Annotated in this window: 15 protein-coding genes and 1 pseudogene; 7 read left to right on the top strand and 9 right to left on the bottom strand. The window is 56.7% G+C overall.

Going from position 1 to position 14,432, the window contains the following annotated elements:
• The coding region (locus DSM25558_RS16440) for a LysR substrate-binding domain-containing protein (RefSeq protein WP_244554202.1) at positions 1–227 on the top strand (227 nt) is incomplete at its 5' end.
• Positions 228–773: 546 nt separating this feature from the next.
• Here DSM25558_RS16440 and DSM25558_RS16435 read toward each other — a convergent pair.
• Complete coding sequence (locus DSM25558_RS16435) at positions 774–1,874, bottom strand: RHE_PE00001 family protein (RefSeq protein WP_077105771.1); 1,101 nt, start codon at positions 1,872–1,874, stop codon at positions 774–776.
• A gap of 187 nt (positions 1,875–2,061) precedes the next feature.
• Here DSM25558_RS16435 and DSM25558_RS16430 point away from each other — a divergent pair, with 187 nt between their 5' ends.
• The 4 genes and pseudogenes from DSM25558_RS16430 to DSM25558_RS16415 form a co-directional block, all read left to right on the top strand.
• Positions 2,062–2,349 (top strand): type II toxin-antitoxin system Phd/YefM family antitoxin, encoded by a 288-nt coding sequence (locus DSM25558_RS16430; RefSeq protein ID WP_077105770.1) that lies wholly within the window; start codon positions 2,062–2,064, stop codon positions 2,347–2,349.
• Complete coding sequence (locus DSM25558_RS16425) at positions 2,346–2,723, top strand: type II toxin-antitoxin system VapC family toxin (protein WP_077105769.1); 378 nt, start codon at positions 2,346–2,348, stop codon at positions 2,721–2,723. The genes DSM25558_RS16430 and DSM25558_RS16425 overlap by 4 nt, the downstream gene beginning before the upstream one ends.
• Before the next feature lie 7 nt (positions 2,724–2,730).
• On the top strand, positions 2,731–2,979 hold the full coding sequence (locus DSM25558_RS16420; RefSeq protein ID WP_077105768.1) for a type II toxin-antitoxin system Phd/YefM family antitoxin: 249 nt from the start codon (positions 2,731–2,733) through the stop codon (positions 2,977–2,979).
• Positions 2,976–3,263, top strand: a pseudogene (locus tag DSM25558_RS16415) (integrase); the annotation flags it as partial. The gene DSM25558_RS16420 and the pseudogene DSM25558_RS16415, both read left to right, overlap by 4 nt.
• A 65-nt stretch (positions 3,264–3,328) precedes the next feature.
• Here DSM25558_RS16415 and DSM25558_RS16410 read toward each other — a convergent pair.
• From DSM25558_RS16410 to DSM25558_RS29430, 5 genes are all read right to left on the bottom strand, one after another.
• On the bottom strand, positions 3,329–3,895 hold the full coding sequence (locus DSM25558_RS16410) for a recombinase family protein (protein WP_077105767.1): 567 nt from the start codon (positions 3,893–3,895) through the stop codon (positions 3,329–3,331).
• Positions 3,896–4,130: 235 nt separating this feature from the next.
• Positions 4,131–4,949, bottom strand: a complete 819-nt coding sequence (gene dapF / locus DSM25558_RS16405) for a diaminopimelate epimerase (RefSeq protein WP_077105766.1) — start codon at positions 4,947–4,949, stop codon at positions 4,131–4,133.
• A gap of 109 nt (positions 4,950–5,058) precedes the next feature.
• Positions 5,059–7,968, bottom strand: coding sequence for a Tn3 family transposase (locus tag DSM25558_RS16400; protein WP_077105765.1), 2,910 nt, complete (start codon positions 7,966–7,968; stop codon positions 5,059–5,061).
• 196 nt (positions 7,969–8,164) lie between these two features.
• Positions 8,165–8,818 (bottom strand): transposase, encoded by a 654-nt coding sequence (locus DSM25558_RS29435; RefSeq protein WP_244554231.1) that lies wholly within the window; start codon positions 8,816–8,818, stop codon positions 8,165–8,167.
• Positions 8,819–8,829: 11 nt separating this feature from the next.
• Entirely contained in the window at positions 8,830–9,603 is a 774-nt protein-coding gene (locus DSM25558_RS29430) for a transposase (protein WP_244554229.1), read from the bottom strand.
• Between the two features lie 63 nt (positions 9,604–9,666).
• Between DSM25558_RS29430 and DSM25558_RS16390 the strand changes: the two genes are divergently transcribed.
• Together DSM25558_RS16390 and DSM25558_RS16385 are read left to right on the top strand one after the other, a co-directional pair.
• Positions 9,667–10,245, top strand: coding sequence for a nucleotidyltransferase family protein (locus tag DSM25558_RS16390; RefSeq protein WP_077105764.1), 579 nt, complete (start codon positions 9,667–9,669; stop codon positions 10,243–10,245).
• Between the two features lie 244 nt (positions 10,246–10,489).
• Positions 10,490–11,272 (top strand): LysR family transcriptional regulator, encoded by a 783-nt coding sequence (locus DSM25558_RS16385; protein WP_244554228.1) that lies wholly within the window; start codon positions 10,490–10,492, stop codon positions 11,270–11,272.
• 263 nt (positions 11,273–11,535) lie between these two features.
• Here the strand turns inward: DSM25558_RS16385 and DSM25558_RS16380 are convergent, their stop codons facing one another.
• Genes DSM25558_RS16380 through DSM25558_RS16370 form a run of 3 tightly spaced genes read right to left on the bottom strand, consistent with a single transcriptional unit; the run spans position 11,536 to position 14,366 of the window.
• A complete protein-coding gene (locus tag DSM25558_RS16380) occupies positions 11,536–12,621 on the bottom strand; it encodes an ABC transporter ATP-binding protein (protein WP_077105762.1) in 1,086 nt (361 codons plus the stop codon).
• 3 nt (positions 12,622–12,624) lie between these two features.
• Entirely contained in the window at positions 12,625–13,509 is an 885-nt protein-coding gene (locus tag DSM25558_RS16375; RefSeq protein WP_077105761.1) for a carbohydrate ABC transporter permease, read from the bottom strand.
• A complete protein-coding gene (locus tag DSM25558_RS16370) occupies positions 13,506–14,366 on the bottom strand; it encodes a carbohydrate ABC transporter permease (protein WP_244554227.1) in 861 nt (286 codons plus the stop codon). Before DSM25558_RS16370 ends, DSM25558_RS16375 begins: the two co-directional genes overlap by 4 nt.
• Positions 14,367–14,432 lie beyond the last annotated feature (66 nt).

Genomic DNA, 14,432 nt, shown 5'->3' with positions numbered 1-14,432 from the left:
CTTTGAACGACGACCGGTTGATCATCGAGGCCGCGCTGGGAGGGGCCGGCCTCGCCTATGCGTTCGAAAGGCAGGTGCTCGATAGCATCCAGTCCGGCGCGCTTGTGCGCGTCTTGGAAGACTGGTGCGAGCCGTTTTCCGGGTTCTTCCTTTACTATCCCAGCCGCAAGCTGATGCGGCCCGTGATGCGGGGGTTTATCAACGGCATTCGCTCTTCATGTCTCTGAGAGGGAACGGTAGAGGCTATGTCTTCGACTGCGGTCAGAAGGAGCACATAGCGGTTGTCGCAGATGTCCCGATTAAAGTTTCAGTTTTGCGGCTGATATTTGCAACGTCGCAGAAGTAGAACTTTTGCAACAGCCGCCGCTGCGCCTCACGGCTCGCCAATAAACTCCACGCCGATATCAGCCAGCTTTCGCCAACGAAAGACGCAGTTCTTCCGAGAGCCGTCTTCCAAGAACAGCTCGAAGCTGTCCGGAATTCCGACGTTCACCCATCGCTCGTCCTGTCGCAGCCATCAAGTTTCAGGGACTTCCGCCAACCAGTAATACGTGCATCTTCATCCTTTTCAAGGGCGGGATGAAGACTTGCGCGGACGATCCCCAACCGTCCGGAAGGACCCTCGCATTGCGGCTTGGATGGCTAACGTCCCGCCGCCGGCCGCGGACACGGCTCGTCTGACATTAGTCGAACCCGCCGGGTCGGAAGTCCAAGTCACCGTCGTCGGGATCGACATCCACGATGCGGTTTGATGAGATTGCCCGGTGCCCAGCTTATAGAATTCCCCAAGCCCGAAACCGCCCCCTTCCCGTCATCTCCCTGAGCGGCAGCTGCGCAGCTAGATGCCGTGCGCCCTGCGGCGTGACGCCAAGCTCCTTGGCGATGAGGTTGGCAGACACAACGGGCCGCGCCACGACAAGGTCGACGAGCCGTGACAGGTTCGAATTGGTCCGTTTGGCGGATGCCTGACGCTCCAGCTGCTGGCGGGCCAGCAGAATGCGGTCATGCTCCTTCATCCCAAGTTCCGCCGCCGCCGCGAACGCTTCGAGCAGCGCCAGCAGCCGCGTCATCCGACTTCTGGAATGCCGCAGTTCGCGTCGGACGCTGCGCAGCCCGAAATTGAGCGCCGGCAGGTGGGCGGGAGTCGTGCCCTCGCGGCGCAGGAGTGAGGCGACCAGCTGGCGGCCGAGCTCGGTGCGGTGCTTTAGCACTTCGATCGCGCTCCACGCATCGAGCAGGATTACGCCGCGCAACACCGGTGAGAGGCCCTCGGTTTCGTTAAGCCCCACACGCCACTGTCCCATTCGCTCGTCTTCATCCCAGTCGGCGTCATAGACCAGTGGATCGCCGGCATCAGCCGGTCGGGGGATGGCCGACCCGTTGAGAACCGCGGTGCTGCGCGCCAGCACCGCGTCAATCTCGGCGAAGTCGTCGCCGTGCGGGTCACCGTCCAGCGTCAAACCGCCGTCATCTGCGCCGACTAGGCTCGTCAAACCGGATCGAGCCGGAACGGGCTCGTCACCTGGCACTCCCCTGCCCCGCAAACGAGCAATGCCGGCGGCGCTCAGCGCCCAGTCGGGCGGATGGGCAAAAATCTGCCGGCGGACCCGCAGGATCGAGTGCGCAATGGTCAGTTCGTGGGTCGGCGTGCGGATATCGAGGCGCGCATCGTGCAGGACGATGTCCTCAAGGTGAACGAGTTCGCCGTCGACCCAGAGCGACGCGATGGCGTCGGCAAAGTTCTGCCGCTCGAGAAAGCCGTCGCGGATCGGCGAGCGGGCTACGCGCTCATCCAGACGTGCCAAAGCTTCACCGGCACGGGCGGCGGGGGCATTCAGCTCTCTCATATCGATTTTGGCGAGATCATAAGACATTGAAATAATTATGCGCGATTTCCGCAACGAAAGCAAACTTGCCCGTCGCTAGCGTCATAGATTGCCGCGCCCAGCGATGTACCTAACCATCGATAAGTACTCCTTATCGATTCTTATCCGTACGTCTTGATTGTACACTTAGGCACCCCGTGATATACTCGCTTCCATAATGAATTCGGAGCTCACAATGCCCCAGACCAGCTACAAGATCAGCGAAGCCCGCAAGAATTTTGCGGAAGTCCTCGAGCGCGCCAATCAGGGTGAAGAAATCGTGATTATGCGCGGCAATGAAGTCTACGCCCGGATTGGACCGGCCGTCGATGGCAATAAGCGTCCCTTTGGCCTTTTGCGCCATCGCGGCCTTCCCGACGACCCGTTCGACACTGTTGATGCCGAGCAGGCTGCGATCGACGCAGGCGACTGGAACGACGAGACCGGTGTCTGGCAGGGCAAGCCTGGCGAAACAGCGCAATGAAGATTCTGCTCGATAGTCATGCGATCTACTGGTGGGCAATCGGAAGCGAAAGGCTTTCTGCACGGGCGCGCGCGCTGATCGAGGACAAGACGAATGTCGTTCTGGTCAGCGCCGTTTCGTTCTATGAGCTGGATAACAAGATGCGGCTGAACAAGCTCGACCTGAAGCCACAGGAGTTGCGGGCAGCCGTGACAGCCAGTGGCCTCCAGACTCTTGCCATAACCGATCTGCATGCCGAATTGGCAGCAAGCTTCGACTGGGTCCATCGCGATCCCTGGGATCGCATTCTTGCGGCGCAGACAAGACTAGAACACTGCGTGCTGATCTCAACGGATGTCGTGTTCGACACTGTGCTGCACGAACGGATCTGGTGAGGTAGGGATGAAAGTGTTTGTTGAAATCGAAGAGGCCGCAGAACGGCTTGAGGATTTGATTGAGCTGGCGCTGCTCGGTGATGAGATCGTGATCTGCAGAGACGGGACGCCGGCTGCCACCTTCATACCGATCGAGAAAAAAGAAGAGGCGATGGACAAGATCCTGGCTCTTGCTACAGAAGGTCGCAAGAACGTTCCAGTCGGGGCCACATCCAACCACGACGACGTTTATGATGAGCATGGATTGCCAATATGAGTGGTCTTGATCGCCGCTTACGTGAACTCGACACGATTGCAGCGGTCCTGCCGCTCGAACGTCGGGATGAGCTGGCTGAGCTTTTGACCGATCAAGATATCGAGACGCTTCGCCATCTGGTCAATGAGGGCATGGGTGCCAACACGCTGCGGGCACTGACGTCAGACCTTGCTTATTTGCAAGCCTGGTCGCTAGCGGCAACCGGAACCTCCCTCCCCTGGCCTGCACCTGAAGCTCTCCTGCTCAAATTCGTTGCCCATCATCTGTGGGATCCCGAAAAGCGTATTAGGCCCAGTCGGCCCGAAGCTGCGATTTTGGCCAACTCAAAGAACAGGTGGAGAACTCGTGATCACATAGAGTCTGATGGCGAACCTTGATCTTCCAAGGCGCGGTAGACAGTCATCCTGGAAATGTTCAGCTCACGAGCAACGGCGGCTTTCGTTGCGCCAGCCGCGATCCGCCTGCGGATTTCCGCGTCGTCGACATTCTTCTTCCTGCCCGTGTAGATGCCGTCAGCTTTTGCCGCGTCGATGCCCGCGCGTTGCCTGTCTTTGATGAACTTGAGTTCCATGTCGGCCACCATACCGAGGATGGTGATGACCATTCGCCCCATGCTTCCGGCTGTTGTGACTTCGGGCTCTAGAATGCGGAGTGACGCGCCCTTTTCGTCAAGCTCATGAACGAGATTGAGAACGTCGCGTGTGGAACGGCCGAGCCGATCAAGCCGTAGAACCACCAGTTCGTCGCCCGCGTGCAAAAACTGCATGATGGTTTCCAGCTCGGACCGCCCCTTTCGGGACGCCCCTGATCCGGTTTCCGAGCGGATGATTTCGCAACCTGCGGCCTTCAGACGCTCGTTCTGAATATCGAGATCCTGATCTGTGGTGCTAACGCGAGCGTATCCGATACGGGCCATAGCGATTCTGTAACATTAGGGTGGTTTCGATTGTGTAACGTCACTTTGATCGAAAATCCACCCTTTTGTTACACTCCGTCCACGTCACATTTGAATGTCACTCTAGGGCGTACCCAAAAGTGATGCTGGGCAAAGGGCTTTCGCAAAAGCCACCCACTTCCGGCGGCCTTTTGCGAACGATAATTGCGACACGAATTTGAGCGCGCTTCCAGCTCCCGATATTTCCAGTGAAAAGTCAGGAATTTTGCGAAAAGTCGTCAGACCAAACACCGCTAAAACTAGGCTCGATCGGCCCAGTCAAAAATACGCTCCCCGCGCCATCCCACTTCACCCTAACGATTCCGCCATCACATTCGACTTCGACATCGTTGTCCAGCAAACCGCGCCGGATGCCGTTAACGACTGCACCGCAGGAACATGATCCCGAGCCAAGCGGCATGCCGCCGCCGCGCTCCCATATGCGGAGACGAATCCGCGCGGGACTGATGACTTGAACGAAGTGAACATTAGTCTTTTGTGGAAACAACGGGTGTGATTCAGTTGCGGGTCCAAGCATCTCCACATGCACCGTTTCCACATCTTCGACGAAGAAGGTGCAATGCGGATTTCCCATACTGCAGGCGGCGGGATCACCCGGCAGAGGCAGCTTCAGAGTATCTGTTTCCTCGGCGATTGGAATATCCTGCCACCGTAGAAGCGGCTCGCCCATATCAACTGAAATCAGGCCATTCCCTTCCTTCGAACACGTCAGGAGCCCGCGATTGGTTCTAACGGCTATGGAAGAAAAGCCCGTTTCGAGCAGCAACTTCCATGCAACGCCTCGGGTGGCACTACCACAAGCATCAAGTGTTGAACCATCGGGGTTCCAGAACGTAAGCCGAGCCGCTGCGTCGTCGCAATCCGACAAAATTGCGAGTTGATTGAAACCTATCCCACGGTTTCGATCTCCTAGTCGTTTGGCAGTATCTTTATTGAAGAAGTTTGCCTGCCCGCGTAGGTCAACAATGACAAAATCGTCCCCGTTCGCATGCATCTTCTGGAAATTGAAAGGCATTTCTTGTTCCCAAATCCAACTCATTATGAATGATCACATCGTTGCAAAAGTCTCAACAAAAGTTGGAATTTCGCGCCTGAGTTTTGCAACACTCATTCTGCACCGATGCTTACGCGGCGATTTTGCCGAAATCTATCCGGTTGTCCAGATCGAGATCGAACCGACCGTAGGGATTGACGTGGGCATAGATCAGCGGCGTGAGGCCGCGATAATCTTCCTGTGCCATACGGCCGTGCCAGACTGGCTCGGCAAGCACCGTTTGCAGCATGCGCGTGTTCACATAGACGAGCGAGGCTTGCAGAAGATGCAGGGCCAGCGCCGAAACCTCCTGCTCATCGATGCGGTTGGTCGCCATTTCGCCGCCCTTGCCGAAGAAGACGAAGCCGTTGGCGCTGTTCCAGTTTTCAACGACGTTGAGCCCCTCATGGATTTCCCGGCGGAACGGTTCTTGGCGCAGGTAACGGCATAGAAAGATCGTCTTGACCGCCCGCCCGAGTTCGCTCAACGCCTTGTAGGTCGGATGCATCACTTCCGCCCGCGCGAAGCGGCGCAGGATCGCCTCCGGATCGGCTGTGCGCGTCTGCATGGCAGCAGCATATTTGACCATTTCGTCATATTGCTGCTCGATCTCCTCCCAGTTGATCGGGTTGGAAAGAATAGGAAGTAGGTTCGGCAATCTTGTCCGGGAGCACGCATCCGGTAGCGCCAGCTTCTGCCGGGCAATCGCCTTCAGGCGGGGGGCGAGTTCAAAGCCGAGCAACCGGCAGAAGGCGAAACCAACGGCGCTCTGGCCGTGGCTGTCGACATATTGCCGCTGGATTTCCAGATCGGTACAATGTCGAAGAACCCCTTCGATCATCGATGCAACTTCCGACGACGAGCACCGTTTGAGTTGAGAATAGACGCAGGTGGCACGCTTTTCGACATGCCAGTAGATCATGACGCCGCGCCCGCCATAGCGGGCGTGCCACTCGGTCATCAGGTTACGATCCCAAGCCCCGAACTTCGTGGAATCAGATGCGCAGGCCGTTCCGGCGTCACCCCAGACCGCTGCATTGCGAATTGCAAGCGTGGCATTGGCAACCCGAAAGCAAGCTTCCCGCAAAGCGCCCGCGTGAATGAAGCGGCGATGCACATGAAGAAGTTCCTCATAGCTGGCATCCGTGGTGGCTCCGGCGACCCGCTTCAGCCCGGCATTGGTGCCGAGGCCATAGAGGCAAAGAAGCAGTCGTTGATCCAGAACAGGCTTGGGAAGGGCGACACGGGAGGCCGAGGTCTCGAATGCGTCGAGAAATCCGGTGTCGAGGGCTGCTTCCTTCAGGACGTCGAGGAGGCCCGTCATCGGCCAGCGTTGACCAATCTCCGATTTGATCGCTGCCAGACCCTTCGGTTCCGGCGCTGGCTTGAACGGCGTGATCGAAATCCTGTTTTCGCCGCGCCACAGGATTCTCACCTTCTCGTTTCGCGGGATTGTTTCGTTCAGAAGCAGTAACTCGTGTTCCAACTCCTTGCGAACCATTGCCACAAATTCGCATGCGTCCTGTGTCAGGTTCAGCTTGGAAAAATAAGAGGAGCGTCGAGCCGCAAAATCCTTCGGCAGATCATCATCGGGATTGCGGTAACGGTCAGCGCCGACAACCCAGATTTCCTTGGACCGGATGCATTCCCGCAGTTGGGTCAGGACGCAGAGTTCATAGCTGATCCGGTTGACGCGACCATTTCCATCGATGACCGAATTGCGCCACTTTGCCGGGATCACACCGTCTATCGGCACATCCTTCTGCGGCACGAACCGGCACCCGTCCTCCAGCTTCGCTCTGATCCAGTCGAGGGCAGACAAAACTGGTCGCCAAACCGCATTGTTCGACCGGAACTCCAGCACGGAAAGCAGGCTTGGTAGCATCCGGCGATAATGATTGGCCCATGAATTGCGCATGACTGCATAGATGCGGCGGTCTAGCGCACCCTTGGCACTGCTTTCCTTGATGATCGCCGCCAGCTTTTCCTTGCCGACAACCGGAAAGATAACATCGCAGATGCGACCGTCCGGATCGTCAATCGATGCGGTTGCAATGTCGACGAGCAGCCGTTCCTTGCCATAGACCCGTTCGACATCCTTGGCGATGTCACCCACCACCTTCCGTTTCGACCGGGTTGTGATCTTGTGCACCGTTTCCACAAGCAGTTCGACCATTGCATCGGTCATCGCCGTTTCCCGCGCCATCAAATACACCGCATAAAGCGCAAGCTGGCGTGTCTCCGTGTGACGGCGCATCTCCGACGCCTTTTCGCCGGAAACGCGGCGGGCAACACGCTCGATCCACACCGGGTTGATGTTCGAAAACATATTCCGTGGGAGGTTCAGTTTCCGGATGAACGCCAGCCGAGCGGTCACCTCAAGAATGTTGTCGAGCGTTGCTCGCCCCGCATCGGCCTTTATCGCATTGAAGCCCGTCGGCCCTTCCGCGTCAGCCAGGGAGCTTTCCATCGCCACTACAGTCTCAGGCGGAAGCGCGGCGTTCACCTCATGAAGCCAGCCGTCGAGATATTGTTGCCGTTGCGAACGAACGAGCCGTTCAAGCTCCTTGGCAGACGGACCATAGATATTGCGATCCCGGCACCAGAGGAAGACCGCCTCAAGCATGGCGCTGACGGATTGTCCGGACGGGCAAAGCTCGCCGATAATCCAGCAAGAAAGCGCTTCGCGGTCTCGTCGCGTCATGCGGCCAAAGCCGAGATACTGCAAAATTTCTGCGCAATGCCGACGTGCTGTCCTCCCGCCGAAATCATAGCTGGACAGCTCGTCGGCTCGGACGCCGATCTGCTCAGCCAGGTATTCGACAGCATCGTTTGGGATCAATGTGCCATCGTCAGCGAAAAAACCGCGTGCGCTGAAAAACTTCAACTGCGAGGCCAAGCCGAGCCTCGTCGCGGCCGGTTTGGAATTGATGAAATCAATGTCGGCGAAGCTCAGGCTCCATTGGCCGACAATGTCCGAACTCGAAATACCCTTACTCATTAAAACGCTCCTCAAATTGGAGCGCAATGTCACGACCGGGCACTTCTCGGGTCAATCCTCCACGCCGCGTTCCCACAACGTTCTGCGAGTTGGCCAAAGTCACAGCTTCGGGCCGACTGGGCCAACGAGCTCGATAAGGCACTGCTGAGCACTTTGACACCGTATTGGGATCGGAAAGTCCGCACAGAGAGGGCTGTCATGGCCTGACGGCGGCGATCAGACCCGCAACGCCGACAAGGGTAATGGCTCTTTTGATGTTGTAGGCCAGCGCCGTCAGGCTGAACTCCCCGCGCACGTTTTCCAACCTGCGCATCAGGAATGTGCCTTGGTTCATCCATTGTTTGATCGTGCCGAACGGATGCTCGACGCTTTCGCGCCGCCGGTCCAGAATGTCGGGCCGGACGGCGAGACGCGCCGCCATGCGATCGAGCACCGCCTCCTTCTCAAGGCGCGACACGCGACGGAAGCTTCTGGTGCAGCGTTCGCGCAGGCTGCAAGCCTTGCAGGCATCGCGGTTGACGTAGTCGATCTTCACATTGTCGCGTGACTTGCCAAAGTGACGAGGTGAGAGCACCTGGCCTGCTGGGCAAAGGTAAATGTCCTTGTCCGGATCGTAGCGGAATTGCTCCTTGGAAAAGAAGCCCTGAGCGACGGCCGGACCGCGGATCGGTTTGGGAACATAGGCGGTGATCCCGGCCTTCTCGCAAGCCTCGCTATCCTCGATCTTGAAGTAACCCCGGTCCGCCACCGCCTCGATCCTGTCAACGCCGAGCGTGTCCATCGCCGCCTCAACCGTCAGCGCTAGAAGCCCCATGTCCAGCACTTGGTTGCAGACCTCCTGCTCGGCGATCAGCTTGTGCTTTACGTCAACGGCGAGTTGTAGCCTACGCCGATCTTGGTCATGCGCGCCATGGCGCGGGCATCGGGATCGGTCAACGAGATCTGGTCCTCGCCGGTTTTGTCCAACTCGTCCAGCAGCGCGTTGTGACGGTCACGCTTGTCTTTGATCGCCGCGATCTTTTCCGCGAGTTTGCCATCGCCGCGGCCGCAATCGCCGCCATTGCTGCTGGCTTTCTCCTCTTGCGCATCGCCCTCATCGAGCCGCTTCATGTAGTCAGCCAGTTTCTCATCGGCCTCGTTGATGAACTTGGTCAACGCTCCCCGTGTGAAGTTGCGATCTTTGTTGTTCACCGCCTTGATGCGCGTGCCATCGACCGCCAGCAGTTCCCGTCCGAACAGATCGAGCTGCCGGCACAGGATGACAAACTCCCGGAATACCTGCTTGAAGGCCGATCGGTTCACACGGCGGAAATCGGCGATGGTGCGGAAGTCAGGCTTCAAGTGCCTCAGTAGCCAGATTACCTCGATATTGCGATGGGCCTCCGCCTCCAGCCGCCGGCTGGCTCGCACCCGGTTGACGTAGCCATACACGTAGAGCTTCAGTAAATCGGCTGGATCGTAACCTGGACGGCCGGTCTCTTTCGCAGCCACCCGGACAAAGCCATCGGCAGCAAGATCAAGGCCATCCACGAAGGCCTCAATGAAGCGTACCGGGTTGTCCGGGCCGACGTAATCATCAACCGCTTCCGGCAGAAGCAGCAATTGCGTGCGATCTGTTCCTGAAAGGTGTGCCATGGCAGAATCTAGCGCAAGAGAGTGCTATTTGGAATCAGCCAAGCTGTTTAAAGGAAAATTTATGTGAGCGAAGAAATACATCTGGAATTACAAGCGATCGTCTCCAAGAGCCCCCTCCTTTCTTCGGTCCTTGGCAACTGGGATGAGATTGCCCTGCCTGATTCCTGGCTTGTGGCTGGTGCTATCGCCCAAACGGTTTGGAACCACGTTTTTGGTTTCCCGCACGCTTATGGCATCCAAGACATCGATATTGTTTATTTCGATCCCGATGATCTTTCCGAGGACTCGGAAGCCGAACACTCGGCCCGCATCCGAGCAGCACTCTCTGGATTGCCAGTCTGGATAGATGTGAAAAACCAGGCCAGAGTACACTCTTGGTACGAGGCTAAGTTCGGGTATCCAATTAATCCGTATACCTCGACAGCCGAGGCCATAACCACTTTTCCGACAACTGCGGCAGCCGTGGGGCTACGCCCTGGCCACGCGAACCTGGAGCTGTGCACTCCATATGGACTTTCCGACTTGCTTGGTGCTGTCGTCCGCCCAAACAAAAAGCAGATCACACGCGAAATATACGAAAAGAAGATCGATCGCTGGATCAAATTGTGGCCCGAGCTCACGATCGTCGGCTGGGATCAATAATTGCGGCAAGCAGAGTTTTTGGACGGTCTGTGGGAGTTTTGCGACATAATCCATTCAACCGGTCTCTGGAGGTTTACCTCACAGGCGCGCGAGCGTTCAACCATATCCGCCCTCGTGGTTGCATCAGCGTGATCGCTACCACTAACCGGACTTTCCCATCAACTTCGGAACGGTCCGGGACTGGGCTAGACAACAGCATTATGAACCGCTCTGATATTTGGATAGTTCATGCTAGTTTTATTGCATGACACCAATGCATCCATCCCAAAGCCGCGCCGAATTCTCGCTGACCCATATCGATCTTAATCTACTGCGAGTGTTCGATGTCCTCATGCAAGAGAGAAGCGTCACCAAAGCGGCTTCTCGTCTCGGGAGAACGCAATCGGCAATCAGCCATTCCCTTGCGAAGCTTCGGGAGATATTCAAGGACGAGCTGTTCTCGCGAGATGCGGGCGTCATGGAGCCAACACCGCGCGCACGCGAGCTAGCCGTTGGGTTGTCTCGTGCCTTGGCGGATATACGATCCGTAGTCGACCGGCATCTCAATTTTAAACCCGAAGAGACCCAACGGAACTTTCGCATCGGTCTCTCGGACTACACGGCCGTCGCGATTTTGCCCCGCCTGATCGAGGCCTTTTCCAGCTCTGCGCCGAATGCCACTTTGAATGTGTTGCACGTCCGGGAAACAGATGTATCGGGATTGCTTCGGAACGGCGAAATCGAGTGCGCTATTCTCGGCAATTCGACCTTGCAGAATGGCCTGCTTGCGGTCGAGGAGCTATCAAGGGATGAAATGGTCTGTGCGGGATGGCGTGGCAATCCGATGCTCGACGATATGACAGTGGAGAATTATCTCGCGTTACCACACCTGCAAATCTCTGCTGACGGAACAGCCGTGGGTATCGCAGACGTTACGTTGAAGGCAATGGGACTATCGCGTCGGGTGGTTGCTACTGTGCCCTGTGATCCGGTGCCCAAGGTTCACCCCTTTCGGCGCAGAAGAGTGACCCCAGATGCTAGGAAGTAAGGTGCTGATGTGCATTAATTTTTTGTTATCCCAGCTGGGGTCATCTTTCGGCACCTATGGCGGGGTCAAATGACTCGCCGAAACACATCTATGACCTTTCAAATTTTATGGCTATTAAGCCTTAATGCCGAGGTGGCCACATCTCGTCGAACGAGCCAATACGGTCGCCGACCTGATCCGGCGCGAATGCATGACTGGTTAAGATGGGCATCGAGCTTCCCCGTTCCCGAAATTTTGATTCCACCCGGAAACGAAAACGACAACTATAGGCGTTCTTCAGTTCTGGTGCAGAACACATGAAGTCGGGCTGGATCGAGAGAAACCCGTATGGCGCCCTCGAGGGTAGGCGCATGCGACGCCGGCAGCTTCATCGACCAACGCAGATCCTGTATGTTCAGCCAGACTATGATCTCTGATCCCTGCATCTCCACGGCTTCCACCGCAGCGTCCACCACTATACTGGCCGGAATGTCGGACGAGGCAAGGGCGATGTGCTCGGGACGAATGCCAACGATGACGTCCGTGTCGGACATCGCCTCGTTCTTCAGGTGGTAGTGATTCAGGGGCAGCGACAGTCCCCCATTCGTTGTCGCGGTACGCCTGGATGCGTCGTAGCGACCTTTGACCAGGTTAATCGCCGGATTGCCGAGAAATGTCGCGACGAACAGTGTCGCCGGATTGTGGTAAATCTGCATGGGGCTGTCGAATTGCTCGATCCGTCCCGATTGCAAGACCGCCACGCGATCAGCCATCGTCATGGCTTCGACCTGATCGTGGGTCACGTAGACCGCCGTTCCATGGAGCTTTTGAAACAGTCGGCGGAGTTCGAGCCTCATCGTATTCCGCAGCTTCGCATCCAGATTAGACAGAGGTTCGTCGAACAGGCATATCTTGCTTCCCCGCACGAGCGCACGTCCGATCGCCACGCGCTGACGCTGCCCGCCAGAGAGATTTCCGGGCTTGCGATCCAGCAACACATCGATCTGCAGTAACTCGGCCGCCCAAGCTATGCGCCGCGCGATCTCGTCGTTCGGCAGTCCCGCGACCTTCAAGCCAAACTCCAGGTTCTTGCGCACCGTCTTCGTTGGATAAAGGGCGTAGGACTGAAACACCATCGACATGCTTCGGTCTTTGGGTTCAAGATCCGTTACATCCTTTTGGTCTACGAAAATCCGGCCGGAATCGATGTCATCCAGACCTGCGATGGCGCTGAGCAAGGTGGATTTTCCACATCCAGACGGTCCTAGCAGCACGACGAACTCGCCCTCTTTCACATCAAAATCGACGTGGTCCAGAACGGTGAGACCACCATAGGATTTTGAAAGGCCCTGTATGGAGAGAAAGCTCATGATTTATCCTTTGACCGCGCCTGCCGACAGACCACGTGCGAAATAGCGCCCCGCGAGAATATACAGCGCAAGTGGCGGCAGCGCCGTCAGCACTGTCGCAGCCATGTTAACGTTATATTGGCGGATGCCGGTCGTCGTGTTGACGACATTGTTGAGTTGAACCGTCATCGGGAAATTGTCGCTACCGGCAAATGTCAGCCCTAATAGGAAGTCATTCCAGATTCCCGTCGCCTGCATGATCACAGCGACAATGACAGCATTGAGAGACATCGGGAAAATGATGTCGAAGAAGATTCGGAAAAATCCCGCTCCATCCATTTTGGCAGCCTTTACCAGTTCATTCGGCAGGCCGGCGTAGAAATTGTAGAACAGGATGCTGACGTAAGGGAGGCCGAGCGCTATATGGATGATGACGATACCTGGTAAGGTTGCATAGATGCCGATTGTACTGAGGATTTTAACCAGCGGATAAAGCAAAATCTGATACGGAATGAACGCACCGAGGAGCAGGGAGCCGAGCAGCCAGGCACTCAGTCGCCCCTTGTGTTGGGAAAGCGCAAAACCGGTTATCGCACCGACCAAGATCGATAACACGACAGACGGGATGGTTATCATCACGGAATTGCGGAAACCGACCTGCAGCCCCTTACATTCAAGGCCCGTGCAAGCGCTGAACCACGCCGTCTTCCATGCAGTGAAATCTACCGCATGCGGCAGCGTGAAAATGGTTCCGGCTCGGATTTCGTCCATAGTTTTGAAGGAGGTCATCAAAACGACGACGAGAGGCATCAGGAAGTACAGCGCGGCCAAGCCGAGAAAGAAATAGATGACGCCGATGCCGACAAGTTTTTTCCCAGACGTTTTCCTCAAGCGGAGAAGACTGCTCATTGGGCGGCCCCTTTCCGGATACGGGTAACTAGAAAATACGGAATCAACGCGCAGATGACGGACAACAGCATGATAACGGCACCGGCAGCACCTCGGGCGATGTTCCCGCGTACGAACAGAAGATCGACGACGTACTTCGCCGGCACATCGGTGCTGTTTCCAGGGCCGCCTCCCGTCATCGCCACCACCAGATCATAGCTCTTGACCACGGCGGTCGCGAGGAGAACGACGCAGGTCACCAGCAGCGGTTTCTGCATTGGCAAAACGACGCTAAGATAGGCGCGGGGAAGCGAAGCCCCTTCCATTCTCATCGCACGCCAAATGCCTTGATCGACGGACCTTAGCCCGGCCAGCATAATGATCATCACGAGGCCGGCCATTTGCCAAACGGCGGCGATCGATACCGTGTAGATAGCGTAGTCGCGCTGAACGATCCAATCGAAGGTAAACGTCTCCCAGCCAAGCGATCGTACAAATTGTTGGATGCCTGTCGTGGGGTTTAAGAGCCATTGCCATGCCATGCCAGTGACCACGAACGACATCGACATCGGATAGAGATAGATCAGCCGGAACACAGCTTCGCCGCGCGATCGGCAGTCGAGGAGGACCGCGAGAAATGTCCCCAGGACAAGCGACGCGGTGATGAAGATGCCGCCGAAAACGAACATGTTGGCAAAAGACGTTCGCCATCTGGACGATTGCAGAAGCGTTACATATTCCGCAAAACCCTGCAGCCGATAAACCGGCACGAGGGTCGAGGTCGTCAGCGAAATATAGGTTGTCCACAGAATCGCCCCGTAAAAACAGATCAGCACGATGATGCTCACGGGGAGGAGAACGAGCTTCGCACCTGACATCATGATGATCCGGCCTTCCTATGCGCCATTCGGTACGTATCCATAATATTCATTCAACATCCCCAG

The organism is Agrobacterium sp. DSM 25558, from assembly GCF_900100825.1.
Classification (GTDB): Bacteria; Pseudomonadota; Alphaproteobacteria; order Rhizobiales; family Rhizobiaceae; genus Agrobacterium.
Note: the sequence above shows the minus strand (reverse complement) of the source record. Positions and strands in the feature narration are given on the sequence as shown.

Bases quoted from the DNA above. Each gene is read 5' to 3' on its own strand.
- DSM25558_RS16435 (WP_077105771.1), bottom strand. From the start codon at position 1,874: ATGTCTTATGATCTCGCCAAAATCGATATGAGAGAGCTGAATGCCCCC.
- DSM25558_RS16430 (WP_077105770.1), top strand. From the start codon at position 2,062: ATGCCCCAGACCAGCTACAAGATCAGCGAAGCCCGCAAGAATTTTGCG.
- DSM25558_RS16425 (WP_077105769.1), top strand. From the start codon at position 2,346: ATGAAGATTCTGCTCGATAGTCATGCGATCTACTGGTGGGCAATCGGA.
- DSM25558_RS16420 (WP_077105768.1), top strand. From the start codon at position 2,731: ATGAAAGTGTTTGTTGAAATCGAAGAGGCCGCAGAACGGCTTGAGGAT.
- DSM25558_RS16410 (WP_077105767.1), bottom strand. From the start codon at position 3,895: ATGGCCCGTATCGGATACGCTCGCGTTAGCACCACAGATCAGGATCTC.
- dapF (WP_077105766.1), bottom strand. From the start codon at position 4,949: ATGCCTTTCAATTTCCAGAAGATGCATGCGAACGGGGACGATTTTGTC.
- DSM25558_RS16400 (WP_077105765.1), bottom strand. From the start codon at position 7,968: ATGAGTAAGGGTATTTCGAGTTCGGACATTGTCGGCCAATGGAGCCTG.
- DSM25558_RS29430 (WP_244554229.1), bottom strand. From the start codon at position 9,603: ATGGCACACCTTTCAGGAACAGATCGCACGCAATTGCTGCTTCTGCCG.
- DSM25558_RS16385 (WP_244554228.1), top strand. From the start codon at position 10,490: ATGACACCAATGCATCCATCCCAAAGCCGCGCCGAATTCTCGCTGACC.
- DSM25558_RS16380 (WP_077105762.1), bottom strand. From the start codon at position 12,621: ATGAGCTTTCTCTCCATACAGGGCCTTTCAAAATCCTATGGTGGTCTC.
- DSM25558_RS16375 (WP_077105761.1), bottom strand. From the start codon at position 13,509: ATGAGCAGTCTTCTCCGCTTGAGGAAAACGTCTGGGAAAAAACTTGTC.
- DSM25558_RS16370 (WP_244554227.1), bottom strand. From the start codon at position 14,366: ATGTCAGGTGCGAAGCTCGTTCTCCTCCCCGTGAGCATCATCGTGCTG.